This window comes from Streptomyces sp. NPDC051104 (assembly GCF_040682835.1).
Classification (GTDB): Bacteria; Actinomycetota; Actinomycetes; order Streptomycetales; family Streptomycetaceae; genus Streptomyces; species Streptomyces cynarae.
Map to the genome: position 1 here is coordinate 260,283 of NZ_JBFBBS010000008.1, position 26,631 is coordinate 286,913.

Annotated in this window: 20 protein-coding genes and 1 pseudogene; 14 read left to right on the forward strand and 7 right to left on the reverse strand. The window is 71.1% G+C overall.

The features are described from left to right. Window positions 1–9: 9 nt before the first annotated feature. The gene (locus AB0N14_RS15485; RefSeq protein WP_366026150.1) at window positions 10–885 is read right to left on the reverse strand and encodes an amidohydrolase family protein; all 876 of its coding nucleotides are present in this window, start codon (window positions 883–885) and stop codon (window positions 10–12) included. Next, window positions 885–1,802, reverse strand: coding sequence for an SDR family oxidoreductase (locus tag AB0N14_RS15490; protein WP_366026151.1), 918 nt, complete (start codon window positions 1,800–1,802; stop codon window positions 885–887). Before AB0N14_RS15490 ends, AB0N14_RS15485 begins: the two co-directional genes overlap by 1 nt. A 261-nt stretch (window positions 1,803–2,063) precedes the next feature. On the opposite strand from AB0N14_RS15490, the gene AB0N14_RS15495 reads away from it, so the two are divergent. Continuing rightward, window positions 2,064–2,489, forward strand: coding sequence for a MarR family transcriptional regulator (locus AB0N14_RS15495; RefSeq protein ID WP_366026183.1), 426 nt, complete (start codon window positions 2,064–2,066; stop codon window positions 2,487–2,489). Window positions 2,490–2,499: 10 nt separating this feature from the next. Beyond that, a complete protein-coding gene (locus tag AB0N14_RS15500; protein ID WP_366026152.1) occupies window positions 2,500–3,276 on the forward strand; it encodes an IclR family transcriptional regulator in 777 nt (258 codons plus the stop codon). Between the two features lie 17 nt (window positions 3,277–3,293). Here the strand turns inward: AB0N14_RS15500 and AB0N14_RS15505 are convergent, their stop codons facing one another. Both AB0N14_RS15505 and AB0N14_RS15510 read right to left on the reverse strand, forming a co-directional pair. Beyond that, entirely contained in the window at window positions 3,294–7,490 is a 4,197-nt protein-coding gene (locus AB0N14_RS15505; protein WP_366026153.1) for a trypsin-like peptidase domain-containing protein, read from the reverse strand. Further along, window positions 7,487–7,828: a CU044_2847 family protein gene (locus tag AB0N14_RS15510; RefSeq protein ID WP_366026154.1), complete on the reverse strand. Its 342-nt coding sequence runs from the start codon at window positions 7,826–7,828 to the stop codon at window positions 7,487–7,489. Before AB0N14_RS15510 ends, AB0N14_RS15505 begins: the two co-directional genes overlap by 4 nt. Before the next feature lie 289 nt (window positions 7,829–8,117). Between AB0N14_RS15510 and AB0N14_RS15515 the strand changes: the two genes are divergently transcribed. Then, window positions 8,118–9,521, forward strand: a complete 1,404-nt coding sequence (locus AB0N14_RS15515; RefSeq protein WP_366026155.1) for a glycoside hydrolase family 16 protein — start codon at window positions 8,118–8,120, stop codon at window positions 9,519–9,521. Between the two features lie 64 nt (window positions 9,522–9,585). Here the strand turns inward: AB0N14_RS15515 and AB0N14_RS15520 are convergent, their stop codons facing one another. Continuing rightward, window positions 9,586–10,473 (reverse strand): AraC family transcriptional regulator, encoded by an 888-nt coding sequence (locus tag AB0N14_RS15520; protein ID WP_366026156.1) that lies wholly within the window; start codon window positions 10,471–10,473, stop codon window positions 9,586–9,588. 146 nt (window positions 10,474–10,619) lie between these two features. Between AB0N14_RS15520 and tkt the strand changes: the two genes are divergently transcribed. The 8 genes from tkt to AB0N14_RS15560 all read left to right on the forward strand — a co-directional run bounded on the left by tkt (window position 10,620) and on the right by AB0N14_RS15560 (window position 20,093). Further along, window positions 10,620–12,695 carry a transketolase gene (gene tkt, locus AB0N14_RS15525; RefSeq protein ID WP_366026157.1) on the forward strand — a complete coding sequence of 692 codons (2,076 nt, stop codon included), beginning with the start codon at window positions 10,620–10,622 and terminating at the stop codon, window positions 12,693–12,695. Window positions 12,696–12,714: 19 nt separating this feature from the next. Continuing rightward, window positions 12,715–13,860, forward strand: coding sequence for a transaldolase (gene tal / locus AB0N14_RS15530; protein WP_366026158.1), 1,146 nt, complete (start codon window positions 12,715–12,717; stop codon window positions 13,858–13,860). Next, on the forward strand, window positions 13,857–15,470 hold the full coding sequence (gene zwf, locus AB0N14_RS15535; protein ID WP_366026159.1) for a glucose-6-phosphate dehydrogenase: 1,614 nt from the start codon (window positions 13,857–13,859) through the stop codon (window positions 15,468–15,470). Before tal ends, zwf begins: the two co-directional genes overlap by 4 nt. Next, a complete protein-coding gene (gene opcA / locus AB0N14_RS15540) occupies window positions 15,467–16,405 on the forward strand; it encodes a glucose-6-phosphate dehydrogenase assembly protein OpcA (RefSeq protein WP_366026160.1) in 939 nt (312 codons plus the stop codon). Before zwf ends, opcA begins: the two co-directional genes overlap by 4 nt. Further along, entirely contained in the window at window positions 16,398–18,056 is a 1,659-nt protein-coding gene (gene pgi, locus AB0N14_RS15545; RefSeq protein WP_366026161.1) for a glucose-6-phosphate isomerase, read from the forward strand. Before opcA ends, pgi begins: the two co-directional genes overlap by 8 nt. Window position 18,057: 1 nt before the next feature. Next, on the forward strand, window positions 18,058–18,939 hold the full coding sequence (gnd, locus tag AB0N14_RS15550; RefSeq protein ID WP_366026162.1) for a phosphogluconate dehydrogenase (NAD(+)-dependent, decarboxylating): 882 nt from the start codon (window positions 18,058–18,060) through the stop codon (window positions 18,937–18,939). Between the two features lie 6 nt (window positions 18,940–18,945). Continuing rightward, the gene (locus tag AB0N14_RS15555) at window positions 18,946–19,572 is read left to right on the forward strand and encodes a histidine phosphatase family protein (protein WP_366026163.1); all 627 of its coding nucleotides are present in this window, start codon (window positions 18,946–18,948) and stop codon (window positions 19,570–19,572) included. Between the two features lie 65 nt (window positions 19,573–19,637). Further along, window positions 19,638–20,093 carry a TerB family tellurite resistance protein gene (locus AB0N14_RS15560; protein ID WP_366026164.1) on the forward strand — a complete coding sequence of 152 codons (456 nt, stop codon included), beginning with the start codon at window positions 19,638–19,640 and terminating at the stop codon, window positions 20,091–20,093. A 38-nt stretch (window positions 20,094–20,131) separates the two neighbouring features. Here the strand turns inward: AB0N14_RS15560 and AB0N14_RS15565 are convergent. Together AB0N14_RS15565 and AB0N14_RS15570 are read right to left on the reverse strand one after the other, a co-directional pair. Then, window positions 20,132–21,911 (reverse strand): annotated as a pseudogene (locus AB0N14_RS15565) (TIM barrel protein); the annotation flags it as partial. 13 nt (window positions 21,912–21,924) lie between these two features. Further along, entirely contained in the window at window positions 21,925–22,800 is an 876-nt protein-coding gene (locus AB0N14_RS15570) for a shikimate dehydrogenase (protein WP_366026165.1), read from the reverse strand. A 158-nt stretch (window positions 22,801–22,958) separates the two neighbouring features. Here AB0N14_RS15570 and AB0N14_RS15575 point away from each other — a divergent pair, with 158 nt between their 5' ends. From AB0N14_RS15575 to AB0N14_RS15585, 3 genes are all read left to right on the forward strand, one after another. Then, on the forward strand, window positions 22,959–23,624 hold the full coding sequence (locus tag AB0N14_RS15575; RefSeq protein ID WP_366026166.1) for a TetR/AcrR family transcriptional regulator: 666 nt from the start codon (window positions 22,959–22,961) through the stop codon (window positions 23,622–23,624). 260 nt (window positions 23,625–23,884) lie between these two features. Continuing rightward, window positions 23,885–25,234 (forward strand): glycosyltransferase, encoded by a 1,350-nt coding sequence (locus AB0N14_RS15580; RefSeq protein ID WP_366026167.1) that lies wholly within the window; start codon window positions 23,885–23,887, stop codon window positions 25,232–25,234. A 168-nt stretch (window positions 25,235–25,402) separates the two neighbouring features. Continuing rightward, window positions 25,403–26,542, forward strand: coding sequence for a PP2C family protein-serine/threonine phosphatase (locus AB0N14_RS15585; protein WP_366026168.1), 1,140 nt, complete (start codon window positions 25,403–25,405; stop codon window positions 26,540–26,542). The last annotated feature ends 89 nt before the right edge of the window (window positions 26,543–26,631 follow it).

Here is a 26,631-nt window from a genome sequence, read left to right on the forward strand (position 1 = left end):
ACGGCCCCTCTACGCTTTCGTCAGCCCGAGCAGGCGAGCGGCGTTCTCCTTGAGGATCTTCGGCCGGACCTCGTCCTTGATCGACAGCTTCTCGAAGTCGGCGAGCCAGCGGTCGGGGGTGAGGACGGGGAAGTCGGAGCCGAAGAGCACCTTGTCCTTGAGCAAGGTGTTGGCGTACTGCACGAGCTGCGGCGGGAAGTACTTCGGCGACCAGCCGGACAGGTCGATGTGCACGCCCGGTTTGTGCGTGGCGACCGCGAGGGCCTCGTCCTGCCAGGGGAACGACGGGTGCGCCAGGATGATCTTCAGATGGGGGAAGTCGGCGGCGACGTCGTCCACGTGCAGCGGGTTGGAGTACTTGAGCCTGATCCCGCCCCCGCCGGGTACACCGGCGCCGATCCCGGTCTGGCCGGTGTGGAACAGGGCGATGGCACCGGTCTCCTCGATGACCTCGTACAGGTCGTACGCCACCGAGCGGTCGTTGGGGAAGAAGCCCTGGATACTGGGGTGGAACTTGAAGCCCTTCACCCCGTACTCCTCGACCAGACGGCGCGCCTGCTTGACGCCGGCCTTGCCGCGGAAGGGGTCGATGGAGGCGAAGGGGATCAGCACGTCCGGGTTCGCGGCGGCGGCCTCCGCCACCTCCTCGTTGGGGACCGGCTCGGTGCCGGTGGCGGACTCGGCGTCGACCGTGAAGATCACGGCGGCCATCTTCCGCTCGCGGTAGTACGCGGCCGTCTCCTCCAGGGTCGGCTTCCGCTTGCCCTCCACCTTGAAGTAGGCGGAGGAGGCGTCGTGCAGGTCGTCGTCCAGCGAGGAGTGCCCCTTGGAGGAGACCTCGGCGTGGGTGTGGACGTCGATCGCGACGAGTTCGTTCAGGTCCATCACGCCTCCGGGAACTTCGGCGCGGGGATGCCGACGGTCTGCGGTTCGGCGCCGACCGAGGTGGCCCACACGTCGGCGAGGGTGTCCGGGGACCAGCCGCCGTCCGAGTAGGCCGTCCTGATCTCCTGCGGATGCGACCAGAGTGCCACCTTGTCGCCGCCGATGCCGATGCACTGGCCGGTCACCCCGCGCGCCGCCTCCGAGGCGAGGAAGGGCACGAGGGCGGCGCAGTCGTCGGGGGTGCCGAAGCCCTCGCCCTTGCGGAGGAAGTCCGGCAGCGGCTCGCCGTTCTTCATCGCCTCGATGTGGGGGGCGAAGCCCGGGATGGTCTCGGTCATGGCGGTGGCGGCGACCGGCACGATCGCGTTGACGGTGATGTTCGCGCGGGCCAGCTCCATCGACCAGGTGCGGGCCATGGCGGCGATGCCGGCCTTCGCGGCGGCGTAGTTGGTCTGGCCGAAGTTGCCGCGCTGGCCGGCCGGGGAGCCGACCAGGACAAGGGTGCCGCCCTCACCCTGTTCGCGCATGCGGACGGCGGCGGCGCGGGCGCAGGTGAAGGTGCCGCGCAGATGCGTGGTGATCACCGCGTCGAAGTCGTCGTCGGTCATCTTCCACAGCACCTTGTCGCGCAGGATGCCGGCGTTGGTGACCAGGATGTCCAGTCGGCCGAACTCCTCCACGGCGCGGGCGACCAGCCGGTCGGCGGCCTCACTGGTGCCGACCGCGACGACCTCGGCCACGGCCTTGCCGCCCGCCTCGGTGATGGACTTCACGGCCTGCTCGGCGACGGCCTCGTCGACGTCGTTCACGACCACGGCGGCGCCATGGGCGGCCAGGGCGCGGGCGTAGGCCAGGCCGAGGCCACGGCCGCTTCCGGTGACGACGGCCACCTTGCCGGTGAGATCGATGCTGGGCACGAGCGGGTCCCTTCCAGACGGGTCGGCCACCGGGCGCGCTGCGGCAAGGCGCCTGCTGCCCCGGCGGCGGTGCGGCTTCGAGATCGAAGCTAAGGACAATCATTGTTGTCGTCAATAGTTGTTGCCGACCGGTCGGTGCGGCATGCTGTGGGCAGCAGTCCGTACCGCCTCCCTCCGGAGGCCCGGCCCAGGGAGCCCGTCATCACCGGCCAGCAGCACGCCCCGACCTCCGCCGACCCCATCGACGCCCGGGAGCCGTGGATGCGCGGGCTGCACGCGGACACCGGCTATCTGCTGTACCGGCTCGGACTGCGCTCGGGTCAGCTGTTCAACGCCTTCCTCCAGGAGTCCGGCCTGCGGCTGCGCCACTACGCCCTGCTGCGCTTCCTCGCCACCTCCGAGGGCGCCCTCCAGCGGGAGCTGAGCACCTCCCTCGGCTACGACCCGAGCGCGATCGTCGGCCTGGTCGACGACCTGGAGAAGCTGGGGTTCGCCGAGCGCCGCCCCTCCCCGGACGACCGGCGCAGCCGCATCGTCGTACTGACCGAGACCGGCCGGGCCTTTCTGCGCGACACCGACGAGGCCGGCCTGCGCGTCACGGGCGAACTGCTCCGGCCGCTCGACGCCGACGAGCGGGAGGCCCTGCACGCGCTGCTGCTCAGAGTCGCCGAGACCGGGCTCGGGTGACCCGATACCGATGACCGCCGACGCCCTGCCCCCGCAGACGGTGCGCTCCGCGCCGGACCGGCTGCTCGCCGTGCTCGCGGCCTTCGACCACGCGCATCCGGCGCTCTGCCTCACCGACATCAGCCGCCGTACCGGGCTCACCCTCACCACAACGCACCGGCTGGTCCGGGCGCTGACCGAGTGGGGCGCGCTGGAGCGGGACGCGGACGGTGTCTACCATGTGGGCCTGAGGCTGTGGGAGGTCGCGGCGCTCGCCCCGCGCGGACTCGCGCTGCGGCAGGTGGCGTTGCCGTACCTGGAGGACCTGTACGAGGCGACGCACGAGAACGTGCAGCTGGCGGTGCGCGACGGCGCGGACGTCGTGTACATCGAGTGGCTCTCGGGGCGCTCCGCCGTCGGCGTGCACATCCGGGTGGGCGCCCGCTGGCCGCTGCACGCCACCGGGGTGGGGCTGGCGCTGCTGGCCCACAGCGAGCAGGCGTTCCAGGAGGATTACTGCGAGGGGCCGCTGGCCGCGTTCACCCCGTACACCCTCACGGATCCGGGGCGGCTGCGCCGCGAACTGGCCGAGGTGCGGCGCTCCGGAGCGGCCGTGAGCAGCCGTCAGGTCACGGACGACGCCCTGTCGGTGGCGGCCCCGGTGCGCGGCCGCGACGGCGGGGCAACGGCGGCGGTGTCAGTCGTGGTTCCCCACGCGACGGCCCAGGTACCGGCCCTGATCCCGGCGGTGCGGCTCGCGGCGCGGGGGATATCGCGGGCGCTGGGGTGGCAGCCGGAGGCGCGGTGAGACCCGGGGGCGCGGCTTCAGACCTCGGGGCAGGCCCCTGAGCGGTCGGCACCGTGGGGCAGGAGCTGACGTTCGTCGGCGGTCAGCGAACGGTGGAAGGCGCGGCAGAGCCCTCTGTACCAGTCTTCGGGGTCGAGCGGGAGCGCCAGTGTGCCCCAGGTGGTCGCACCCACGGCGGTGTGGCCTCGCAGGAGCCATTGCGCGGAGGTCAGCTGCACCGGGAGCTTCGCGATCTCAAGTGTGGTCCCCGGCTGCCACACCTCGAGATTGTCCAGGTCTGTGGAGATCAGATGTCCGTCCGGGGTGAATCCGATCAGGTGGCCGAACTCACCCGCGGAGACCGCGGGTGACCGCAGACGGAAGTCCGGCACACTGCGGAACTCGATCCGCGCGGCCTTCATGGTCTTGATGTTGCTGAGGGTGGCGAGGGTGTTCCCCGACGGATCGAAGACTTCCGTCTCCCAATTGCTGACCGCATCGGGGTTGGCGTGGAACGCTTTCACCGGGCGGCGTGCGCCGAGATCCCACAGGATCATTTCTCCGTCCCGGCCTCGGACGAGTACCTGTTGAGCGTGTCCTGGGCGCGGCCACAGCGACTCTCCGTTGACCGCGAGCCATTGCTGCGACGTGTCGTTTGTGTGCAGGGGAAGTGGTGAGCCGATGGCCCGTCCGGTGGAGGGGTCCCAGCGTGTCAGGGTGCCCGCGTACAGGGTCACGACACTGCCGTCGCCGGCGGCGGCGACGGCCCCGGTGGCGTTCTCCCGCAACTTGGCGGAGCCGGGAAGCCGTACGACATGCTCCAGTGACAGACGAGGCAGGGAGTAGACGGCGAGCCGGTTCCCGATCCGGGCTACCAGATGGCGGCCGTCGGAGGTGAGGGCGTTCTGACGCAGGGCCCTGTACGTCGGCAGGAGTTGCTGACGTGCCGCCGTCCCGGCGTCGTACCTCCTGCCGGTCCGGGTGTCGAGGACCGCCATCGTCTCCTCGCCCGACGTGTCGTCCGCCAGGACGCGGAACCTTCCGTCCGCAGTGAGCAGCGGAAACGGTCCGTACACCGGTGTGGGAAAGACCGGGTTGTCACCCGGTCGCGGCAGCGTGAACCGCAGCAGCGTTCCGCCCCTTATGCCCACCACGGTCAACTGCCCGTCCTTCCGCGGCAGCACCAGGTAGTCTGCGTCCTTGGCGACATCGGTAACCGGGGCCGGCCCGCGGGACACTCCGCCCGTCCGGATGTCGATCGCCACCACCGAGTCCACCCCGTCGTCCCCGGTCGGCATGACGGCGTAACGGCCGGTGGCGTCGAGGAGCTCGCCTCCGCAGTCGATCCCGCCGACCTCGTACCGCGGTGTCCGCCCGGTCAGCGGTCGCACCCGGAAGGAGTCGGCGGGACAGTCGACGACCGCCTGGGCGTCGAGCCCGAGGCCGTCCAGGCCTTGGACCGGGACCTTGCCGAGCTGGGCACCGGTGCGCAGGTCGAACCGGTCGTAGCTTCCCGTCTCCTTGAGTACGACGGCCCCGGAGGGCTGGGAGAAGCGCGCGGTGTAGAAGGCGCGGCCCGCCGGCAGCATCGTGGTGGACATGAGCGTCCGGCGCTCCAGGTCCCAGACGCCGAGCCGTTCCCTGGCGTTGTCACCGTCGGCCGCGAACAGGGCGAGAACCCGGGAGCCGTCGGAGGAGAAGTCGATGTCCCGGGTGTTCTCAGCCGCGTTCCACGAAGTGGGTACGGGCAGCCGCAGGGGACGGTCCGGGTGCGCGACGTCCCACACCGACAACCCCTCCCGGTCGTCGAGCACACCGACCTTCCGGCCGTCGCGGCTGAGCCGCACGATCGGCTCGTGGGCGGTGATCGACCTGATCCGGGGCAGCCGGTGCACGGTCACCCGGCCGGTGAGGTTCGTGAGGACCTGCACGGCCCCCACCTGGTCGACCACCGCCGCGGCCCGGCCGTCGGGTGTGGCCGTCAGCAACAGCACGTGGTCGGTCCCGGGGAGATCCAGGGCGTACTCGGTGTTGCGCAGTTGTGAGTACAACGTCAGCAGCGCGCCGTAGGCCTCGGGCTGGCGCGCGTCGGTGCGCCAGGCGGTCAGGGCCAGCAGAGCCGCGGTGCTCGGATTGTCGGCGGCCCTGCGCACCGCGTCCGGGCCGAGCAGACGCGCGGCCTGAGCGCGCAGTTGCCGGTTCAGTTCCTGGGAACGCTGATACGACAGCCCGGCCATGGTGCCGGCCAGCACCGCGAGCACGGTGATCACCGCGGTGATCAGCCGCCACCGCCGCACCTCCCAGCTCTGACGGGCCTGGGACGCCTGGATGTACGCGTGTTCCTCGGCCGTGATCTCCTGCGGCCGTTGTTCCCGCCACCGGACGGCCTCCGCCAGCGGAGCTCCCCGTAACAGTGCACCTCTGCTCCCGCCGTCGAGCTGCCGCCACTGGCGCAGGCTCTGTCGGAGCCGTTCCTGCCAGTCCCGGAAGTCACGGTCCGCCGCCAGCCAGGACAGCAGCCGGTCCCAGTGGTGGATCAACGCCTCGTGGGCGACGTCGATCATCTCCGCCCCGTCCACCGCCTGGGTGGAGACCAGCAGTTTGCGGTCGGTCAGCAGGCTCGCCACCCGCCTCTGGCCCTCGGGGAGGGAGTCCACGCGCACGGTGCGCCGGACGAAGCCGCCGTCGTCCTCGGGTCGGGCGAGCTGGACGAGCAGGCGCCTCGCGGCGTCGCGTTCCGCGTCCCGCAGGTGGCGGTGGTACACCTCTTCCGCGTATCCGGCGACCGCGCCGGACACGCCGCTCATGGCGTCGTAGGCCTCATGGGTGAGTGTCCCGCCGCGGCGCCGGTTCCACAGCCGGGTCAGCGTGAACTCCACCAGTGGCAGCCGTCCGGGGCCGTCGCCCGCGTCGTCCAGGATCCGCTCGACCAGGCCCGCCTCGTGAGCGACGCCCGGAGCGGCGGCGAGTGGACCGGTGATCGCCGCCCGCAGCTGGTCCCGGTCCATGGGAGCCAGGAGCATGATGCCTTCCTGCAGCCCGCTCTGGTTGTCGTGGGTCAGCAGGCGGTCGAGGGAGCCGGACCGCACCGTGAGCAGCGCCCGCACCGGCCGGGACCGCGGACTGCCCTCGGCCAGTGCGGTGACCAGCCTGAGCAGTTCCCGGCCGGTGACCGGATCGGTGGTGACGATTTCCTCGAACTGGTCGACGAACAGCAGGACACCATCGGGGTGACGGCGTGCCAGGCGTGCGGCCACCTCGGTGGTGTCCCCGGCGGACAGCCGCTGGGCCAGCTCGGCGCGGCTCAGTTCGCCGTCCAGCAGCGGCTGCACCGCGCCGGCCAGCGTCTCCTCGGGGCCGAGTCCGGGAGTGGGCCGGAAGTCCGCCGTCACCTGGCCGGCCCGTCGCAGCCTGGGCAGCAGTCCGGCCCGGACGAGTGAGGACTTCCCGCTGCCCGACGGCCCGGACAGCACGACGACCGGCTGGCGGGTGACCAGCTCCTCCAGTTGCAGGGCGTCCTTCTCACGGCCGCAGAAGACCGGTTCGTCCTCCTCCGTGAACGGTCGCAGACCGCGGTAGGGAGAGGAGGGCTGCGCGTGTTCCGCGAGCTCCGGCCAGGCCCGCAGGATCGACGAGGCGGGGTGCAGATAGGCCGTGCCTACGGCGCTTCCCTGTCCGGCGGCGACCGCCATGCCGACGACTCCGCCGAGGTCGACGTCCCAGACCGGCGTACCGCTGAACCCCGGCTCCACCTGCGGTCCGGCCTCGCTCTGCATCTGAAGCCAGCCGGCTCCCTGCACGGCTCTCAGCCGTCCCGCGACCCACACCCCGTGGTCGCTGCCGGAGGGGAAGCCGAAAAGGCGGACGCCGTGGTCCCACAGCTCGTCCGCCTCCACCAGCCACGGTGTCACCGTGCCGGAGGGCACATCCCCCTCGAGGCGCAGCAGAGCCATGTCCCCGGTCTCGTCGGGGAGTACGGGGTGCCAGCCCGACACGACGGCCCGGGCGAGCCGCGGGCCGTCGCCCGTGCCCTTCGCCGCCGCCAGCGGGAAGTCGAGTCCGACCCGGCCGGGCGGCGGGGCGGGATCCCGTGGGTCCGTGCCCAGCGCACGCGCCACGACATGGGCGCAGGTGCAGAGCAGGCCCGGGGCCACGAGAAAGGCGGCGCCGACGATGCCGCCCTGGCCGTGCACCCGGGCGACGGCGTCGGCGAGTACCAACTCCCCGGCGGTCACGGTCCGGAGGGGCGTTCGGCCGGGCGGTTCCACTCCACCGCGACGGTGAAGTTCGCCTCGGTCGCCGTGCGCGCGACCACCACACCCGCGTCGGCGGAGAACTTGATCCCGAACTCCAGACTGATCCTGTCCGGCGGTGCGACGCCCGCACGCAGCTGGCTGACCACCGCCTCCATGGCGGGCCGTATGGGAGCGAGCACCTCTTGCAGGGTCCTGCCCGCCGCAAGGGCGGCGTCCTGCGCCCGGCCGGCCCGGGCCCAGCCGTTCTCGTCCCGCTGTTCGACCTCGACGTGCAGTTGCTCCCCGCCATCGAGCGGAATGGTCAGGACGTTCGGCATGGTTCCCCCAACTCCGGTGGCGCCTGGCTCGATTGAGGATAGTAGTCAGCCTCGGGGTCCGAGGGACCCACGGGACAGGTCATCGCCGGACCGTCCTCCCTTCATCCCTCCCTTCAGGCCCTGAACTCCCTTCCCTACGAGGGACTTTCTCTGCTTCACCTCTTGACGACCGGAATGACGGAGAGCACATTGAGCGCGCAACCACCGCTTGAGAGCGCTCTCAAGAAGCCGCGGACGCTCTCCGGCAGACACCCGCGCATCGACTCCCCGTACCCGAGAGGCACCCCCCATGAGCGATTCCCCCGGAATACCCCGCAGACGGTGCAGCGTGAGGCGGGCGTTCGTCGCCGTCCTCGGCACGATGGGTCTCGCCGTGGCCGCCGCCACGGTCGCCACGCCGTCCGCGAACGCCTCCGCTCCCGCTCCCCCGTCGGGCTGGAGCCAGGTCTTCCTCGACGACTTCAGCGGCGCGGCCGGCTCCGGCGTCAACACGTCCAACTGGCAGTACGACACCGGGACGTCGTATCCGGGCGGCGCCGCAAACTGGGGCACCGGCGAGGTCGAGACGATGACCTCCAGCACCAGCAACGTCTCGCTCGACGGCAACGGCAACCTGCTCATCACCCCGCGTCGCGACGCCTCCGGCCACTGGACCTCGGGCCGTATCGAGACCGCTCGCACGGACTTCCAGCCGCCGGCCGGCGGCAAGCTGCGCGTCGAGGCCCGGCTGCAGATGCCGAACGTGACCGGCACCGCCGCCGAGGGCTACTGGCCCGCGTTCTGGATGCTGGGCGCTCCCTACCGCGGCAACTACCAGAACTGGCCCGGTGTCGGCGAGCTGGACATCATGGAGAACGTCCAGGGCCTGAACAAGACGTGGGCCACGATGCACTGCGGCACCAACCCGGGCGGCCCGTGCAACGAGACCAGCGGCATCGGCAACTCCACCGCGTGTCCGAACACGACATGCCAGTCCGGCTTCCACACCTACACCATGGAGTGGGACCGTTCCGTGAGCCCGGAGGCGATCCGCTTCTACGTCGACGGTGTCAACTACCACACGGTCACCGCCAACCAGGTCGACGCGACGACCTGGGCCAACGCCACGAACCACGGGTTCTTCGTCATCCTGAACGTGGCGATGGGCGGCGGCTTCCCGGACGCGTTCGGCGGCGGCCTGGACAACGACACGCAGCCCGGCCATCCGATGGTGGTCGACTACGTGCAGGTACTGCAGTCCTCGGGCGGCGGGAGCGGTACCACACCTCCGCCGTCGGGCAACCGCGACGCCTACAGCGCGATCCAAGCCGAGTCGTACGACGGCCAGTCCGGCGTCGCCACCGAGACCACCACGGACACGGGCGGCGGCCAGGACATCGGCTCACTGGCGAACGGCGACTGGGCCGTGTACAAGGGCGTCAACTTCGGCTCCACGGCCGCGAAGCAGTTCTACGGCCGGGTCGCGAGCGGCGCGGCGAGCGGGGTGAGCGGGCTGGTCGAGGTGCGCCTCGACAGCCGGAGCAACGCACCGATCGGCAGTTTCGCGGTGGCCGACACCGGTGGCTGGCAGAGCTGGAGGACGATCCCGGCCAACATCACCTCCGTGACCGGCACGCATGACGTCTATCTGACCTTCACCAGCGGTCAGCCGGGCGACTTCGTGAACGTGAACTGGTTCGACTTCGGGCACTGACCACCTCCCTCCCCCACGGGAAAGGGGCCCCGCGCGCGTGGGGCCCCTTTCCCGTGCACGGAACTCAGCGCAGGTCCGCCCGGAACGCCGCCGGCGTCGTGTCCGTGTGCTGGTGGAAGAACTTGGAGAAGTTCGCCGCGTCGGGGAAGCCCACGGCCGCGCCGACGCGGCCGATCGGCAGGTCCGTGTGCGCCAGCAGGCGCTTGGCCTCCAGGATCACGCGCTTGTCGATGAAGCCCTTGGGCGTCTGACCGGTGGCGGCGCGGACGGCGCGGACCAGGGTACGGCGGGAGTAGCCGAGGGCGTCGGCGTAGGCGCTGACGCTGTGGTTGGTGGCGAAGTCCTTCTCCACCGCGTCCCGGAAGCGGGTGAAGGTGGTGTCGATCTGGCCGCGGGCCGCCTCGGCGGAGGTGGTCGCGAGGTGCGCGAGGCGTACCAGGAACGCGGTCAGCGAGTGCCGCAGCACCTCGGTGTGCAGACCGAGCGGCAGCGTGGTGGTGTCCTCGTACTCGCGCCGGAGCTGGGCGAGGGCCGCCCGGAGCGCGGCGAGCTGGGCCGGGTCGGGGTGCAGCAGGGGCGGCAGATCGTAGCGGTAAAGGCCCGTGGCCTCCACCGTGGCACGGGGCAGGAAGCCGGGTTGCATGGTGAGCACGGTGCCGCGGTACTCGCTCGCCCGGGAGAAGCGGTGGACCTGCCCGGGGCGGATCCACAGAAGGTCGCCGTCGGTCATCTCGTACTCGGCGAAATCCACCATGTGCGTCACGGGGCCGCCAGTGAAGAGCATCAGGACATGGAAATCGATGCGGTGGACGCGGTCCAGCGGCGCGTCCTCGTGCCAGGTGCGCCCGGGCTCCATGGGGCTCACCTGCATACCGACGCCGCAGACGCTCCGGTCGGCCGGGAACGCGTATGTCCTGATCCCGTCGCCGTCTTGCATGGTTCTGTCCGCCATGTCCTTCTCGTGCCGCCTCGGTACCGCTGCCGATGTCCCACTTTCACCGAAGGCTGACACAGCCGCACCTTCCCCGGCAAAAGTCAGACTTTTAGCTTTGAACGCGTTCCACCAGCGATTCCGCATCCAGTGAGGACTCTTTGAAGATGAGTGCGCAGAGCACCGACGGATTCGAATGGACCGAGCTCGACCGGCGTGCCGTCAACACCGCCCGCGTCCTGGCGGCCGACGCCGTGCAGAAGGTCGGCAACGGCCACCCTGGCACCGCGATGAGCCTGGCCCCGGCCGCGTACACGATCTTTCACAAGGTGATGCGCCATGATCCGGCGGATCCGGAGTGGACGGGCCGTGACCGTTTCGTCCTCTCCCCCGGCCACACCTCGCTGACCCTCTACACGCAGCTCTTCCTGGCCGGCTACGAGCTGGAGCTGGACGACCTGAAGGCGTTCCGCACGCACGGTTCGAAGACACCCGGTCACCCGGAGTACGGGCACACGGCCGGTGTCGAGACCACCACCGGCCCGCTCGGCCAGGGTGTCGCGAACGCGGTGGGCATGGCGATGGCCGCCCGCTACGAGCGCGGCCTGTTCGACCCGGAGGCCCCCGCGGGCGAGTCCCCCTTCGACCACACGATCTGGGCCATCGTCTCCGACGGCGACCTGGAGGAGGGCGTCTCCGCCGAGGCCTCCTCGATGGCCGGCCACCAGAAGCTCGGCAACCTCGTCTTCCTGTACGACGACAACCACATCTCCATCGAGGGCGACACCGCGACGGCCTTCTCCGAGGACGTCCTGAAGCGGTACGAGGCCTACGGCTGGCACACCCAGCGCATCGAGCCCGCCGAGAACGGGGACATCGACGTCCACGCGCTGTACGCGGCGCTGAGGGCGGCGCAGGCCGAGACCGAGCGCCCCTCGATCATCGCGATGCGCACGATCATCGCCTGGCCGGCCCCGAACGCGCAGAACACCGAGGCCGCCCACGGCTCGGCGCTCGGCGCGGACGAGGTCGCCGCCACCAAGCGCGTCCTCGGCTTCGACCCGGAGATGTCCTTCGAGGTGGCGCCCGAGGTCCTCGCCCACGCCCGTCAGGCCCTGGACCGGGGTGCCGAGGCGCACGCCGCCTGGGACAAGCGGATCGCCGAGTGGCGCGGTGCCCAGCCCGAGCGCGCGAAGCTGTACGACCGTGTCGTGGCCGGGCAGCTCCCCGACGGCTGGGAGCAGGCGCTTCCGGAGTTCGAGGAGGGCGCGTCCGTCGCCACGCGTGCCGCCTCCGGCAAGGTGCTGCAGGCGCTCGGTGCGGTCATCCCCGAGCTGTGGGGCGGCTCCGCCGACCTCGCCGGGTCGAACAACACCACCATCGACAAGACGTCCTCCTTCCTTCCGAAGGGCAACCCGCTGCCGGAGGCGAGCCCCTACGGCCGCACCATCCACTTCGGTATCCGCGAGTTCTCCATGGCCGCGGAGATGAACGGCATCGCCCTGCACGGCAACACCCGTATCTACGGCGGCACGTTCCTGGTGTTCTCGGACTACATGCGCAACGCGGTCCGTATGTCCGCCCTCATGCAGCTGCCGGTGACGTACGTGTGGACGCACGACTCCATCGGCCTCGGTGAGGACGGCCCCACCCACCAGCCGGTCGAACACCTCGCGGCGCTGCGCGCGATCCCGGGCCTGAACGTCGTCCGCCCGGCCGACGCCAACGAGACCGCCGTCGCCTGGGCCGAGATCCTCAAGCGGCACTCCACCGACCCCGCCCCGCACGGGCTCGCGCTCACCCGCCAGGGCGTGCCCACCTACGCGCCCAACCCCGAGGCGGCGAAGGGCGGTTACATACTTCAGGAGTCCTCCACCGGGACGCCGGACGTCATCCTGGTCGCCACCGGTTCCGAGGTGCAGCTCGCCGTCGCCGCGCGGAAGCAGCTGGAGGCCGAGGGCGTGGGCACCCGGGTGGTGTCGATGCCGTCCGTGGAGTGGTTCGAGGAGCAGCCCGCCGAGTACCGCGAGCGCGTCCTCCCGCCGTCCGTGAAGGCCCGGGTGGCCGTCGAGGCCGGTATCGGCCTGACCTGGTACCGGTACGTCGGAGACGCAGGGCGCATCGTGTCCCTGGAGCACTTCGGCGCCTCCGCCGACGCCAAGACCCTGTTCGCCGAGTTCGGCTTCACCCCCGAGAACGTCGTCGCCGCCGCCAAGGAATCTCTTACCGCCGTCCGCGGTTGATCCGATCGCCAGAAGGAAGATGATCACAGTGACCGAAGCAACCGCAGCAGCGGAGCCTCTGAAGCGCCTGTCCGAGGCGGGCGTGTCGATCTGGCTGGACGACCTGTCCCGCAAGCGGATCGCGTCCGGCAACCTCGCCGAACTCATCGAGACCCGGCACGTGGTGGGCGTCACCACCAACCCGTCCATCTTCCAGGCCGCCATCGGCTCCGGAGAGGGCTACGAGGAGCAGCTGGCCGACCTGGCCGTGCGCGGGGTGACGGTCGAGGAGGCCGTCCGCATGATGACCACCGCGGACGTCCGGGCCGCCGCCGACATCCTGCGGCCCGTGTACGACGCGACGGACGGCCGGGACGGCCGGGTCTCCATCGAGGTCGACCCGCGCCTCGCCGACAACACGGCGGCGACCATCGCCGAGGCCAGGCAGCTCGCCTGGCTCGTCGACCGTCCCAACGTGATGATCAAGATCCCGGCCACCGAGGCGGGCCTGCCGGCCATCACCGAGGTCATCGGCCAGGGCATCAGCGTCAACGTGACGCTGATCTTCTCCCTGGAGCGCTACCGCCAGGTCATGGACGCCTACCTCGCCGGCCTGGAGAAGGCCCGGGCGGCCGGCCTAGACCTGTCGGCCATCCACTCCGTCGCCTCCTTCTTCGTCTCCCGCGTCGACACCGAGATCGACAAGCGCCTCACCAAGCTCGGCACCGACGAGGCCCTGACTCTCAAGGGCCGGGCCGCGCTCGCGAACGCACGGCTCGCGTACGAGGCTTATGAGAAGGCTTTCGCCTCCGAGCGGTGGAGCGCGCTGGAGAACGCGGGCGCGGGCAGGCAGCGCCCCCTGTGGGCCTCCACCGGTGTGAAGGACCCGGCGTACAAGGACACCCTGTACGTCGACGAACTGGTCGCGCCGGGCACGGTCAACACCATGCCGGAGGCCACCCTGAAGGCCACCGCCGACCACGGCGCCGTCCGGGGCGACACGGTGACGGGTGGCTACGAGCAGGCCCGCGCCGACCTCGCGGCCGTGGAGCGGCTCGGGATCTCCTACGACGAGGTCGTCAAGCAGCTCGAGGACGAGGGCGTCGCGAAGTTCGAGACGGCCTGGCAGGACCTGCTGGACGCCGTGACGAAGTCCCTGAAGAGCAAGGGAGTTGACGCGGAATGAGCGACGAGACCATGGCACGGGGCGCGGCTCCGGCCGAGAGCACGCTGGTGCTCGAAGCCGCCCTCACCCCTCCCGACAGCGGTTCGTCCGCCTGGGACAACCCGCTGCGCGACCCCCGGGACCGCCGTCTGCCCCGTATCGCGGGCCCTTCCGGACTGGTCATCTTCGGTGTCACCGGCGACCTGTCCCGCAAGAAGCTGATGCCGGCGGTCTACGACCTGGCCAACCGCGGCCTGCTGCCGCCGGGCTTCTCGCTCGTCGGGTTCGCCCGGCGCGACTGGGCCGACCAGGACTTCGCGCAGGTGGTGCACGACGCGGTGCGCGAGCACGCCCGTACGCCCTTCCGCGAGGAGGTCTGGCAGCAGCTCGCCGAGGGCATGCGGTTCATCCCCGGTGACTTCGACGACGACACGGCCTTCAAGCAGCTGAAGTCCGCCGTCGACGAGTTGGACGCCTCCCGGGGCACGAGCGGCAACTACGCGTTCTACCTGTCGGTGCCGCCGAAGTTCTTCCCGAAGGTCGTGAAGCAGCTGAAGAAGCACGGCCTCGCCCACGCTCCGGAGGGCTCCTGGCGGCGCGCGGTCATCGAGAAGCCGTTCGGCCACGACCTGGCGAGCGCCCGCGAGCTGAACCGGATCGTGCACGAGGTGTTCGAGCCGGACCAGGTGTTCCGCATCGACCACTACCTGGGCAAGGAGACCGTCCAGAACATCCTGGCGCTGCGCTTCGCGAACCAGATGTACGAGCCGGTCTGGAACCGGTCCTTCGTGGACCACGTGCAGATCACCATGGCCGAGGACATCGGCATCGGCGGCCGCGCCGGCTACTACGACGGCATCGGCGCCGCCCGCGACGTGATCCAGAACCACCTGCTCCAGCTGATGGCCCTGACGGCCATGGAGGAGCCCATCGCCTTCGACGCCGGGTCGCTGGTCACCGAGAAGATGAAGGTCCTGAAGTCGGTGAAGCTGCCGGAGGACCTCGGGGCGCACACCGTGCGCGGCCAGTACGCGGCCGCGTGGCAGGGCGGCGAGAAGGTGCGCGGCTACCTCCAGGAGGAGGGCATCGACCCCGTGTCCACCACGGACACCTACGCGGCGATCAAGCTGGAGGTCGACAACCGCCGCTGGGCGGGCGTGCCGTTCTACCTCAGGACGGGCAAGCGCCTGGGCCGCCGGGTGACGGAGATCGCCGTCGTCTTCCAGCGGGCCCCGCACTCCCCCTTCGACACCACGGCCACCGAGGAGCTGGGCCAGAACGCGATCGTCATCCGGGTGCAGCCCGATGAAGGGATGACCGTTCGCTTCGGTTCGAAGGTGCCGGGTACGTCGATGGAGATCCGGGACGTCACGATGGACTTCGCCTACGGCGAGTCGTTCACCGAGTCCAGCCCGGAGGCGTACGAACGGCTGATCCTGGACGTACTGCTCGGCGACGCCAACCTGTTCCCCCGCACCGAGGAAGTGGAGGAGTCCTGGAGGATCCTCGACCCGATCGAGGAGCACTGGGCGACCCACGGCAAGCCCGCGCAGTACGCCTCGGGCAGCTGGGGTCCCGGGGAAGCCGACGAGATGCTCGCACGAGACGGACGGAGCTGGCGCAGGCCATGAAGATCGACCTGACCGACACCACGGCAAGCAAGATCAACAAGGCGCTGGTGCAGGGCCGCCGCGCCCTCGGCACCCCCGCCGTGGGCATGGTCCTGACCATGGTCATCGTGACCGACGAGGAGAACGCCTACGACTCGATGAAGGCGGCCCAGGACGCCTCGCACGAGCACCCCTCGCGGACCCTGGTGGTCATCAAGCGGCAGGCCCGCACCCCGCGCGACCGCACCCGGTCGCACCTGGACGCCGAGGTCCGGGTGGGCGCCGACGCCGGCACCGGCGAGACGGTCGTGCTGCGACTGTACGGCGAGGTCTCCGACCACGCCGACTCGGTGGTCCTGCCGCTGCTGCTGCCCGACGCGCCCGTCGTCGTGTGGTGGCCGGTGGACGCGCCGGACAACCCGGCCAAGGACCCGCTGGGCGCCCTCGCACAGCGCCGGATCACCGACCTGTACGCGGTCGAGGACCCGCTGCGCGTAATGCAGGCCCGGGTCTCCTCATACGCGCCGGGCGACACCGACCTGGCCTGGACCCGGCTGACGCCGTGGCGGTCGATGCTGGCCGCCGCGCTCGACCAGGCCCGGACGAAGGTGATCTCCGCGGCCGTGGAGGCCGAGGCGGAGAACCCGGCCGCCGAGCTGCTGGCCCGCTGGCTGGAGGCCCGGCTGAAGGTGACCGTCGACCGGGTCGTCACCGCCGGACCGGTCGTCACGGCCGTCCGGCTGGGCACCGACAAGGGCGAGATCGTCATCGACCGCCCCGAGGGCCCGCTGGCCACGCTCACCCTGCCGGGCCAGCCCTCGCGCACCCTGGCGCTGAAGGTGCGCCCCACCTCCGAACTGATCGCCGAGGAGCTGCGCCGCCTCGACGCGGACGAGATGTACGCCATCGCCCTGCGCGGCGGCGACGGTGCCGAGGAGGGTGCCGCTCATGTCTGACAGCCCGAGGCTCACCCGGCGGCCCGAGTGGACCGAACTGGAGGACCACCGCGCCCAGTGGCACGCGCACCTCCGGGACCTGTTCGACCAGGACCCCGGGCGCGCGGAACGCTATGTCGTGCGCGTCGGTGATCTGCGCATCGACTACTCCAAGCACCTGATCACCGACGAGACCCTGGCGCTGCTCCAGGAACTGGCCACCGCCACCGACGTGTTCGGGCTGCGCGACGCCATGTTCCGCGGCGAGAAGATCAACACCACGGAGCGCCGGGCCGTGCTGCACACCGCGCTGCGCGCCCCGCGTGATGCGGTGATCGAGGTCGACGGCGAGAACGTGGTGCCCAAGGTGCACGCGGTGCTCGACAAGATGACCGACTTCGCCGACCGGGTCCGCTCCGGCGAGTGGACCGGCCACACCGGCAAGCGCATCAAGAACGTCGTCAACATCGGCATCGGCGGCTCCGACCTGGGCCCCGCGATGGCGTACGAGGCGCTGCGCGCCTACACCGCACGGGAGATGACGTTCCGGTTCGTGTCGAACGTGGACGGTGCCGACCTGCACGAGGCGGTGCGGGACCTGGACCCGGCGGAGACGCTGTTCATCGTCGCGTCGAAGACCTTCACCACGATCGAGACGATCACGAACGCGACCTCGGCGCGGTCCTGGCTGCTCGCCGCGTTCGAGGGTGACGACAAGGCGGTCGCCAAGCACTTCGTGGCGCTGTCGACGAACGCGGGGAAGGTCACCGAGTTCGGTATCGACCCTGACAACATGTTCGAGTTCTGGGACTGGGTCGGCGGCCGCTACTCGTACGACTCGGCCATCGGACTGTCGCTGATGATCGCGATCGGTCCCGAGCGGTTCCGGGAGATGCTGGACGGCTTCCGCATCGTCGACGAGCACTTCCGCAACGCGCCGGCCGAGGCCAACGCGCCGCTGATCCTGGGCCTGCTGGGCGTCTGGTACGGCAACTTCTTCGACGCCCAGTCGCACGCGGTGCTGCCGTACTCGCACTACCTGTCCAAGTTCACCGCCTACCTGCAGCAGCTGGACATGGAGTCCAACGGCAAGTCGGTGGACCGCGACGGGCACCCGGTGCAGTGGCAGACCGGCCCGGTGGTGTGGGGCACCCCGGGCACCAACGGGCAGCACGCCTACTACCAGCTCCTCCACCAGGGCACCAAGCTGATCCCGGCCGACCTGATCGGCTTCGCGAACCCGGTCGCCGAGCTGAGCGACGAGCTGAAGGCCCAGCACGACCTGCTGATGGCCAACCTGTTCGCGCAGGGCCAGGCGCTCGCCTTCGGCAAGACGGAGGAGGAGGTGCGCGCGGAGGGCGTGCCCGAGGAGCAGGTGCCGCACCGCACCTTCAAGGGCAACCACCCCACCACCACGGTCCTGGCCACCGAGCTGACCCCGTCGGTCCTCGGCCAGCTCATCGCCCTCTACGAGCACAAGGTGTTCGTGCAGGGCGCGATCTGGAACATCGACTCCTTCGACCAGTGGGGCGTCGAACTCGGCAAGGTCCTCGCCAAGCGCGTCGAGCCCGCCCTGACCCAGGGCGCCGACGTCCCCGGCCTCGACCCGTCCACCGCCGCCCTCGTGGCCGCCTACCGCACGCTCAAGAACGCTCAGGAAGAAGTGAACTGACATGCAGCTCGGACTCATCGGTCTCGGCAAGATGGGCGGCAACATGCGCGAGCGGATCCGCCGCGCGGGCCACACCGTCGTCGGCTACGACCGCAACCCCGAGGTCTCCGACGTCAAGAGCCTGGGCGAACTCGTCGAGAAGCTCGAGGCCCCGCGCGTGATCTGGGTGATGGTCCCGGCCGGCGCCGCCACCCAGTCCGTCGTCGACGAACTCGGCGCTCTGCTCTCCCCCGGCGACATCGTGGTGGACGGCGGCAACTCCCGCTGGACGGACGACGAGAAGCACGCCACCGAACTCGGCATCAAGGGCATCGGCTTCATCGACGCGGGCGTCTCCGGCGGTGTGTGGGGCCTGCAGAACGGCTACGCGCTGATGGTCGGCGGCGACAAGGAGCACGTCGACCGGCTCCAGCCGATCTTCGACGCGCTCAAGCCCGAGGGGCCGTACGGCTACGTCCACGCGGGCAGGGTCGGCGCCGGCCACTTCTCGAAGATGGTCCACAACGGCATCGAGTACGCGATGATGCAGGCCTACGCCGAGGGCTGGGAGCTGCTGGAGAAGATCAAGTCCGTGGACAACGTCCGCGAGGTCTTCCGCTCCTGGCAGGAGGGCACCGTCATCCGCTCCTGGCTGCTCGACCTCGCGGTCAACGCCCTGGACGAGGACGAGCACCTGGACAAGCTGCGCGGCTACGCCGAGGACTCCGGCGAGGGCCGCTGGACGGTGGAGGCCGCCATCGACAACGCCGTCCCGCTCCCGGCGATCACGGCGTCCCTGTTCGCCCGGTTCGCCTCGCGGCAGGACGACTCCCCCCAGATGAAGATGATCGCGGCGCTGCGCAACCAGTTCGGCGGTCACGCGGTCGAGTCCGCGAAGGAGTAACGAGCCGTGGGCGACCTCCTGCTGGTCCGCCACGGCGAAACCGAGTGGAGCGTCTCGGGGCAGCACACCAGCTTCACCGACCTCCCGCTCACGCAGCGGGGCGAGGAACAGGCCAAGTCCCTCGCCCCGCTGCTCGCCGGACGCACCTTCGCGCGCATCCTCACCAGCCCCCTCGGCCGCGCGATACGCACCGCCGAACTCGCCGGACTCTCCGGCGCCGTCCCCGACCCGGATCTGCACGAGTGGGACTACGGCGCCTACGAGGGCATCACCACCGTCGAGATCCACCGCACCCGCCCCGACTGGAACCTGTGGACCGACGGCGTCCCGCAGGGCCCGCCCGGTCACCCCGGTGAGTCGCCGGACGAGGTCGGCGCACGTGCGGACCGGGTACTGGCCCGCATCGCGCCCGACCTCGCCGAGGGCGACGTGGTCCTCGTGGCCCACGCCCACTTCCTGCGCGTCCTCACCGCGCGGCACCTCGGCCTCTCGGCCGCCGAGGGGCGGCTGTTCCAGCTCGCCACGGGCACGCTCAGCCGGCTCTCCACCGAGCACGGCCGGCCCGTGGTCGCGGAGTGGAACACGACCGGAACTTCCGCGACTCCCCGTCAGTTCTCTTCTCGGTTGCTGTAGAGATCTTCAGGGACGAGGGCCTGCCCGCCGGGGGCGGGCCCTCCTCCACGACATAGGGAGTCCGCATGGCTCTGTGGGACCGCATCAAGGAATCCGCGTCGACGATGCAGACGCAGCTCGTGGCGAAGAAGAACGACCTGAAGAGCGGCGCGTTCCGCGACGCGAGCATGGCGATGTGCGCGCTCGTCGCGGCGGCCGACGGCACCGTGGACCCGTCGGAGCGTCAGCGCGTGGCGCAACTCATCGCCACCAATGAGGTGCTGCAGAACTTCCCGGCCGACGACCTCCGCCGCCGCTTCGAGGAGAACCTGAACAAGCTGACCGCCGACTTCGACTTCGGCAAGGTCAGTGTGTTGCAGGAGATCGGCAAGGCGAAGAAGAAGCCGGCCGAGGCACGGGCCGTCATCCAGATCGGCATCGTCATCGGTGGCGCCGACGGCGACTTCGACAAGGACGAGCAGGCGGTGGTCCGGGAGGCGTGCTTCGCACTGGACCTGCCGCCGCACGAGTTCGACCTGTAGTCCCGTAGCCCCGTGACGCCCTTCGTCAACGCACCGGTGCGGCTCGCGTGCTGCGCCGCCAGCCGCACCGGTGCGTTCCGGGCGCCGTACCCCCGGTAGCCGCCGCCCCGCCGGACCAGTTCGAAGAAGACGCGGCCTACGGTGTGCGTGTAACAGTGCAGGAAGGTGCCGTCCGCGTCGCGGTCGTAGAGGATGCCGAGGTCGCGGTACGTCTCCAGCTCGCCGTCGGTGAACTCGTACTGGGCGGCCAGGTCGTCGTAGTAGTTGGCGGGCACCTCGAGGAGCCGGCCGCCCGCCTCGCGGAAGCGGCGGGCCGCCGCGACCACGTCTTCGGTGGCGAGCGCGATGTGCTGGGCTCGGGCGCCGTCGTCGATCGGGGTGGGCCCGATGCTCAGGGCGATGCGCACGCTGCCGTCGGCGTTGGTGACCGCGCGGCTGCGGTGCAGTCCGTAGGGGTCGGCGACGTCGACGCTTTCCTGGGCGTGCAGCCCGAGCACGCTGCGGTGGAAGAGGGCCGCCTCGTCGAACTGGTGCCAGGGCTGGGTGAGGGCGAGATGGTCGACGCGGTCGATGCCGGAGGCCGCGGCCTTGTGCGGGACGTCCTCGAAGTCCCCGCGTCAGTCGGGGAGTCGGGATCGTCCGGTGGCGCAGAAGAACAGCTCCGTGCCGTCGGGCGCGGACACCGCCTCCAGCGGCGCGTCCTGCGGGGCGCGGCGGCGTGGCAGGACCGGGGCGAGCAGCGCCTCGGCGCGCCGGGCGGCTCCTTCCGGGTCCGGGGACTCCAGGCCGATGGCGGCGAGGGCGGTGCCGTCGCGGCGTGCGGCCGGGCCGGTGTTGACGAGGACACGGGCCGCGCCCTGCTCCCACAGGTCCACGGGTTTCGTCCGGTGCCGGGCCGCGCGGGCGAAGCCGAGCGCGCCGAGGACCGCGGAGACCGGGTCGACGTCCGGGGTGACGAGTTCCGCGAAGGCGACACCGGTCGGCACCACGGGCGGGGGCGGGGCCGCGAGTCCGGTCGCCTCCTGGAGGACGAGCAGCGAGCGGCGGGCGTCCACGGCGGTGGGGGCGGCCTCGGCCTGCCGGAAGACGTCGTTGAAGACCTCCAGGGACAGCGGGCCGGTGTAGCCGGCGCGCATCACATGGGCGAGGAGCCCGGCGAGGTCGAAGCCGCCCTGGCCGGGGAAGCAGCGGTAGTGGCGGCTCCACTGCAGGACGTCCATCGCCATCAGCGGGGCGTCGGCCAGTTGCAGGAAGAAGATCTTCTCGCCGGGGATGTCCTCGATGCCCTTCGGGTCACTGCCCCGGGCGAGGATGTGGAAGCTGTCCAGGCAGACGCCGAGCGCCGGGTGGTCCGCGGCCTCGACGACGCTCCACGCGTGGTCGTACGTGCTCACGTGCCGGCCCCAGGCCAGTGCCTCGTAGGCGACGCGGATCCCGAACTCCTGGAACGAGGTCGGCGAGTCGGCGCAGATGCCGGGCGGCGAGAGCGTCGTCGTCCTCGGCGTGCGGGGAGACGCTGGAGCAGACCAGGACCGTGTCCGCGCCGAGGCGGTTCATCAGCTGGAACTTGTGCCGGGCCCGGCGCAGATTGCGCTCGAACTCCTCCGCCGGCACGGCCTCGATGTCCCGCAGGGGCTGGTAGAGGTCGATGCTCAGGCCGAGGTCGGCGCAGCGGGCCCGGATCTCCTCGGGGCTCAGCGGGCTGGCGAGCAGGTCGTTCTCGAAGATCTCGATCCCGTCGAACCCGGCCCGGGCCGCGGCGGTGAGCTTCTCGGTGAGGGATCCGCCGATCGAGACGGTGGCGATGGAGGTACGCACCAGGGGTCCTTCCCTACTGACGGGCGGCCGTGGCCCCGGCCAGTTCGGTGATGTCCGTGAGCATGCGCGTGCTGTCCGGTTCCCGCCCGGTGAACAGGCGGAACGCGTCGGCCGCCTGGAAGACGGCCATACCGCCGCCGTCGAGCGTGGCGCAGCCGAGCGCGCGGGCGGTGCGCAGCAGTTCGGTCTCCAGCGGGCGGTAGACCACCTCGGCGACCCACAGCCCGGGGTGCAGCAGCCGGGCCGGCAGCGGCAGCCCGGGGTGGGCGGCCATGCCGGTGGGGGTCGCGTGCACGAGGCCGTCGGCGCCCGTCAGGACCGCCGGCAGCGCGTCGAGGCCGGCTCCGGTCGCGCGCTCGGCGCCGAAGTGCCGGCTCAGGGAGGCGGCGAGGTCCGCGGCGCGCTCGGGCAGGGCGTCGACGACGGTGACGTGACCGGCGCCGAGCGTCAGCAGGGCGTGCGCGACGGCCGCGCCCGCGCCGCCCGCGCCGAGCTGCACCACGCGGTCCAGCGGGGCGTCGGGCAGCCCGCGGGCGAAGGAGGCGGCGAAGCCGGTGACGTCCGTGTTGTGGCCGACGGCCCGGCCGTCCTTCAAGACGACGGTGTTCACGGCGCCGAGTGCCTCGGCCTGCGGGGCGAGCGCGTCGAGGTGTGGGACGACCAGCTGCTTGCACGGGTGGGTGATGTTGAGCCCGTCGAAGCCCAGGTCTCGGGCGGCCCGGACGAGATCGCCCACGGCTGCCGGACCGGCTCCGAGCCGGTCGAGGTCGATCAGCCGGTACAGGTAGCGCAGGCCCTGCCGGCCGGCCTCCCTCTCGTGCAGGGCGGGGCTGAGCGAGGGACCGATGCCCGAACCGATGAGACCGACGAGATACGAGTCCTGGGACACCGGCGTCCTCCTGGCAGTAATGTACGAACTAGTACGTTCGTCATAGCAGCAGCCGCCGGGTCGGCGGAAGCCCTCCGGGGAACGGAAGGCGGCCGGGCTTCTACAATCGCGGGCACGCGAACGAGTCAGACAGCCCTTCCCTCGCACCAAGGAACCCCATGACCAGCGTCGACGAACCGGCACGACCGAACGGCCGCATCCGCGACGCCGCCCGCACGAAGGCCGAGATCCTCGACGTGGCCACCCAGGAGTTCGCCCGCGCCGGGTACGACGGGGCGCGGGTCGACGAGATCGCCGCCCGCACCCGTACCACCAAGCGGATGATCTACTACTACTTCGGCGGCAAGGAACAGCTGTTCACGGCCGTCCTGGAGCGGGCGTACGGGGTGATCCGCCAGGCCGAGCAGGAACTGGACGTCGAGCACCTGGACCCGGTCGCGGCCATCCGCCGGCTCGCCGAGGTCACCTTCGACCACCATGAGCAGCACCCCGACTTCATCCGCCTGGTCAGCATCGAGAACATCCACGACGCCGAGCACATCGCCGCCTCCGAGGAGCTGGGCGCGATCGGCTCGCCGGCCCTGGAGGTGACCGGCCGCATCCTCGCGGCGGGCCGGAAGTCCGGGCTGTTCACGGCCGACGTCGACGCCGTCGACCTGCACGCCCTGATCAGCTCGTTCTGCTTCTTCCGGGTCGCCAACCGGCACACCTTCGGCGCCCTCTTCGGCCGGGACCTGGTGGCCGCCGACCAGCGCGAACACTACCGCCGGATGCTCGGGGACATGGTGATCGCGTATCTGACGGCGGACCGCACGGAGGACTGACCGCCGCACCGGCGGTCAGTCCTGACACGACCTCTTGACACCGGGGAAACGCGGGCGCAACATCCCACCCACCGCTACTAACTATCCAGTGGGTTAATTAGCCGCATCCGGCGCCTCTTGCCTCTCCCCATCCGCTCACTCCGCACGTTCCTCCACGGTGGAGTCCCTCGAAGGAGCCCGTCGTGTCCGTCCCCGCCCCGCCCGGCCAGCCGAGGAAGGCCGCGACGGCCGCCTGCCTGTTGCGGCACTAGCCTGGCGGCATGTCCCGTCGTCCGTCCCGTCGTTCCGTGCGTGCCCTCATGCTGGCCGCGTCCGTCCTCGCGACACGGGGCCGCTCGTTCGAGCCGCCCGCGGCACCCGTACCGGCACCGGCCGGGCGTCCGGTCCGGCCCGTGCCCGGGCGTGTACTGCACCTGGTCACCAGCGGGCTGCCGCACCAGCGCACGGACTACACCCTGCGCACCCAGGCACTCGCCCGGGCGCAGTCGGAGGCGGGGCTCGATCCGCACGTGGTGACGCGCATCGGATTCCCGGTCACCCTTGGCGTGTTCGACGCGCGGTCGCTGGATCTGCTCGGTGGAGTGCCCCAGCACCGGCTCCTGCCCCGGTGGCTGCCCCACGGCGGCGGACCGCTCCTCGCGCGCGACGCCGAGCTGACCGCCCGGCTCGTCGAACGGCTGCGGCCCTCGGTGCTGCACGCGGCGAGCGACCACGGCAACGGCCAGGTGGCGCTCGCCCTGCGCGAGACGTACGGGCTGCCCGTGGTCTACGAGTTGCGCGCGCTCCCGGCGCAGCACTGGCCGGAGCGGGCCCCGGGGCGTTCGGGCGAGGACGATCCGTACCTCGCCCAGCGTGCGTCGGAGACGTACTGCCTGCGCGAGGCCGACGCCGTGCTGGCGCCGAGCGAGGCGGTGAAGGCCGAGATCGTCGCGCGCGGGGTGCCCGAGGAGCGGGTGCGCGTCGCGCCGGACGCCGTCGATCCCGTCTTCCTCCAGCCCCTGCCCGACGGCAGCGCTCTGCGCGCCCGGCTCGGCATCGGAGCGGACGAACACGTCCTCGGGACGGTCGGCGGCCTCACTCGCCGCGGGGGCCTCGCCACCCTGCTGGAAGCCGGTGCCGAACTGCGTCGCCGTGGCGTCCCGCTGCGGCTGCTGCTGGTGGGCGACGGCCCCGAGCGCCGGTCGCTGCGGACGCTGGCCGCTCGGCTGGGACTGGACGACGGCACCGCGCTGTTCACCGGCCGGGTGCCGCACCGCCAGGTGCGCGCCCACCACGCCGTGCTCGACGTGTTCGCGGCGCCGCGCACCGACGAGCCCGGCTGCCGTCCGATGGTCCCGCCGGCGCTGGTCGAGGCGATGGCGAGCGGTCTTCCCGTGGCGGCCAGTGATCTCCCCGCGATCAGGGAACTGGTCGAATCCGGCGTGAACGGGCAACTGGTGGTGCCGGGATCCTCTCGCGCCTGGGCGGACGCGCTCGAGGCGCTGCTGCGCAGTCCGGGGACGCGCCGCGACCGGGGAGCCGCCGCACGGGCCTTCGTCGCCCGTGACCGCACCTGGTCGCAGATCGCCGCCACGACCCGCGCGACGTATCAGGCACTCGGATGTCTGTGAGTCGCTGTCGGTGAGCGGCACACGCCCTGCTCGCCCGGCGCGGCATAGAGCGCAGCACCGATCCGTTGACACCGCTGAGGGACATGGTGTCGGCGGCACCTGATCCCCCCACCGCGGCTCCCCCCGGTGCCGTGACCCCCCACCAGGCCGCCACCATCCGGAGCAGGAATGAGCGCTGCGACCGTCATTACATCCGCGACCAGGATCCTCCAGGTCTGGCGCCGGGCAGCCCCGCACCCGCTCTTCCTGGTCATCCCCCTGGCCTTGATCATCTCCATCCCGGCGGCCGACGCGTTCCTGCCGCCGGACATCCATCTCGCCCATCTCCTGGTCGTCGCCACCGCGGTGACCGCCATCGGTGCCGGTCCGCGACCCACGGCCCTGATCGGTGCCCTCGCGGTACTCGCGCTGATCGCCGCGGGGGCGGAGCGACGGACCCTGATCACCGAGAGTGTGCTGGTCGAACTAGCCTCACTCGCCGCGCTCTCCGTCCTCCTGGTCGCCTTCACCCACCTGCGGGACCGGCACCAACGGGAACTCGTCAGGGCGCGCACGGTCTCGGACACCGCTCAGCGCGTCGTCCTGCGCCCGCTCCCGGAGCGGGCCGGTCCGGTGTCCCTCGCCGCGGAGTACCACAGTGCCGAGGCCGACACCTACATAGGCGGCGACCTGTACGCCGCGGCCCGCACCACCGACTCCACCCGCCTGATCATGGGAGACGTGCGCGGCAAGGGCCTCGCGTCCATCAGCGACACGGCGATCGTGCTGGGCGCCTTCCGCGCCGCGGCCCACCGGCAGATCCCGCTGACGGAACTGGTCCCCTACGTCGAGGACGCCGTCCGCTGGGGCCTCGCGGAGTTCTCGGAATGCGAGCCCGACGCCGCCGAACGCTTCGTGACCGCCGTGGTGCTCGACATCCCGGACGACGAGCCGGTGGTCCACATGATCAGCTGCGGCCATCCGCCGCCGCTGCTGCTGCGCCGGGCGACCGGGACCGCCACCGCGCTCCATGTGGCCGAACCCGCCCCGCCGCTCGGCCTCGGCGCCATGTCCGACAGCACGTACACGGCGGCGACCTTCCCCTTCCACGAGGGGGACAGGATCCTCCTCTACACCGACGGCGTCACCGAGACCCGCGACAGCGAGGGCACGTTCTACCCGCTTGCCGAACGCGTCGTGCGGTGGGCCGACCAGGCCCCCGGGCCGCTCCTGAAGGAGATCACCACCGACCTCCGGGCTTACGCGGGCGGGCTGCTCAACGACGACATGGCCATGATGCTCGTACAGCGGGGCCCCGGGACTGCCTAGTGCCCCGGCAGGCAACGTTCGCCCGTCAAGGAGCGGCGTCCGGTGCGTGCTCTGGGGGTACCCCCTGCTCGAAGAGCTTGGGGGAGTGC

What these genes read in the sequence shown, in the direction of transcription:
- AB0N14_RS15485 (WP_366026150.1), bottom strand. Translation starts at nt 885, where the DNA reads ATGGACCTGAACGAACTCGTCGCGATCGACGTCCACACCCACGCCGAG.
- AB0N14_RS15495 (WP_366026183.1), top strand. Translation starts at nt 2,064, where the DNA reads ATGCGCGGGCTGCACGCGGACACCGGCTATCTGCTGTACCGGCTCGGA.
- AB0N14_RS15500 (WP_366026152.1), top strand. Translation starts at nt 2,500, where the DNA reads ATGACCGCCGACGCCCTGCCCCCGCAGACGGTGCGCTCCGCGCCGGAC.
- AB0N14_RS15510 (WP_366026154.1), bottom strand. Translation starts at nt 7,828, where the DNA reads ATGCCGAACGTCCTGACCATTCCGCTCGATGGCGGGGAGCAACTGCAC.
- AB0N14_RS15515 (WP_366026155.1), top strand. Translation starts at nt 8,118, where the DNA reads ATGAGCGATTCCCCCGGAATACCCCGCAGACGGTGCAGCGTGAGGCGG.
- AB0N14_RS15520 (WP_366026156.1), bottom strand. Translation starts at nt 10,473, where the DNA reads ATGGCGGACAGAACCATGCAAGACGGCGACGGGATCAGGACATACGCG.
- tkt (WP_366026157.1), top strand. Translation starts at nt 10,620, where the DNA reads ATGAGTGCGCAGAGCACCGACGGATTCGAATGGACCGAGCTCGACCGG.
- tal (WP_366026158.1), top strand. Translation starts at nt 12,715, where the DNA reads ATGATCACAGTGACCGAAGCAACCGCAGCAGCGGAGCCTCTGAAGCGC.
- zwf (WP_366026159.1), top strand. Translation starts at nt 13,857, where the DNA reads ATGAGCGACGAGACCATGGCACGGGGCGCGGCTCCGGCCGAGAGCACG.
- opcA (WP_366026160.1), top strand. Translation starts at nt 15,467, where the DNA reads ATGAAGATCGACCTGACCGACACCACGGCAAGCAAGATCAACAAGGCG.
- pgi (WP_366026161.1), top strand. Translation starts at nt 16,398, where the DNA reads ATGTCTGACAGCCCGAGGCTCACCCGGCGGCCCGAGTGGACCGAACTG.
- gnd (WP_366026162.1), top strand. Translation starts at nt 18,058, where the DNA reads ATGCAGCTCGGACTCATCGGTCTCGGCAAGATGGGCGGCAACATGCGC.
- AB0N14_RS15560 (WP_366026164.1), top strand. Translation starts at nt 19,638, where the DNA reads ATGGCTCTGTGGGACCGCATCAAGGAATCCGCGTCGACGATGCAGACG.
- AB0N14_RS15575 (WP_366026166.1), top strand. Translation starts at nt 22,959, where the DNA reads ATGACCAGCGTCGACGAACCGGCACGACCGAACGGCCGCATCCGCGAC.
- AB0N14_RS15580 (WP_366026167.1), top strand. Translation starts at nt 23,885, where the DNA reads ATGTCCCGTCGTCCGTCCCGTCGTTCCGTGCGTGCCCTCATGCTGGCC.
- AB0N14_RS15585 (WP_366026168.1), top strand. Translation starts at nt 25,403, where the DNA reads ATGAGCGCTGCGACCGTCATTACATCCGCGACCAGGATCCTCCAGGTC.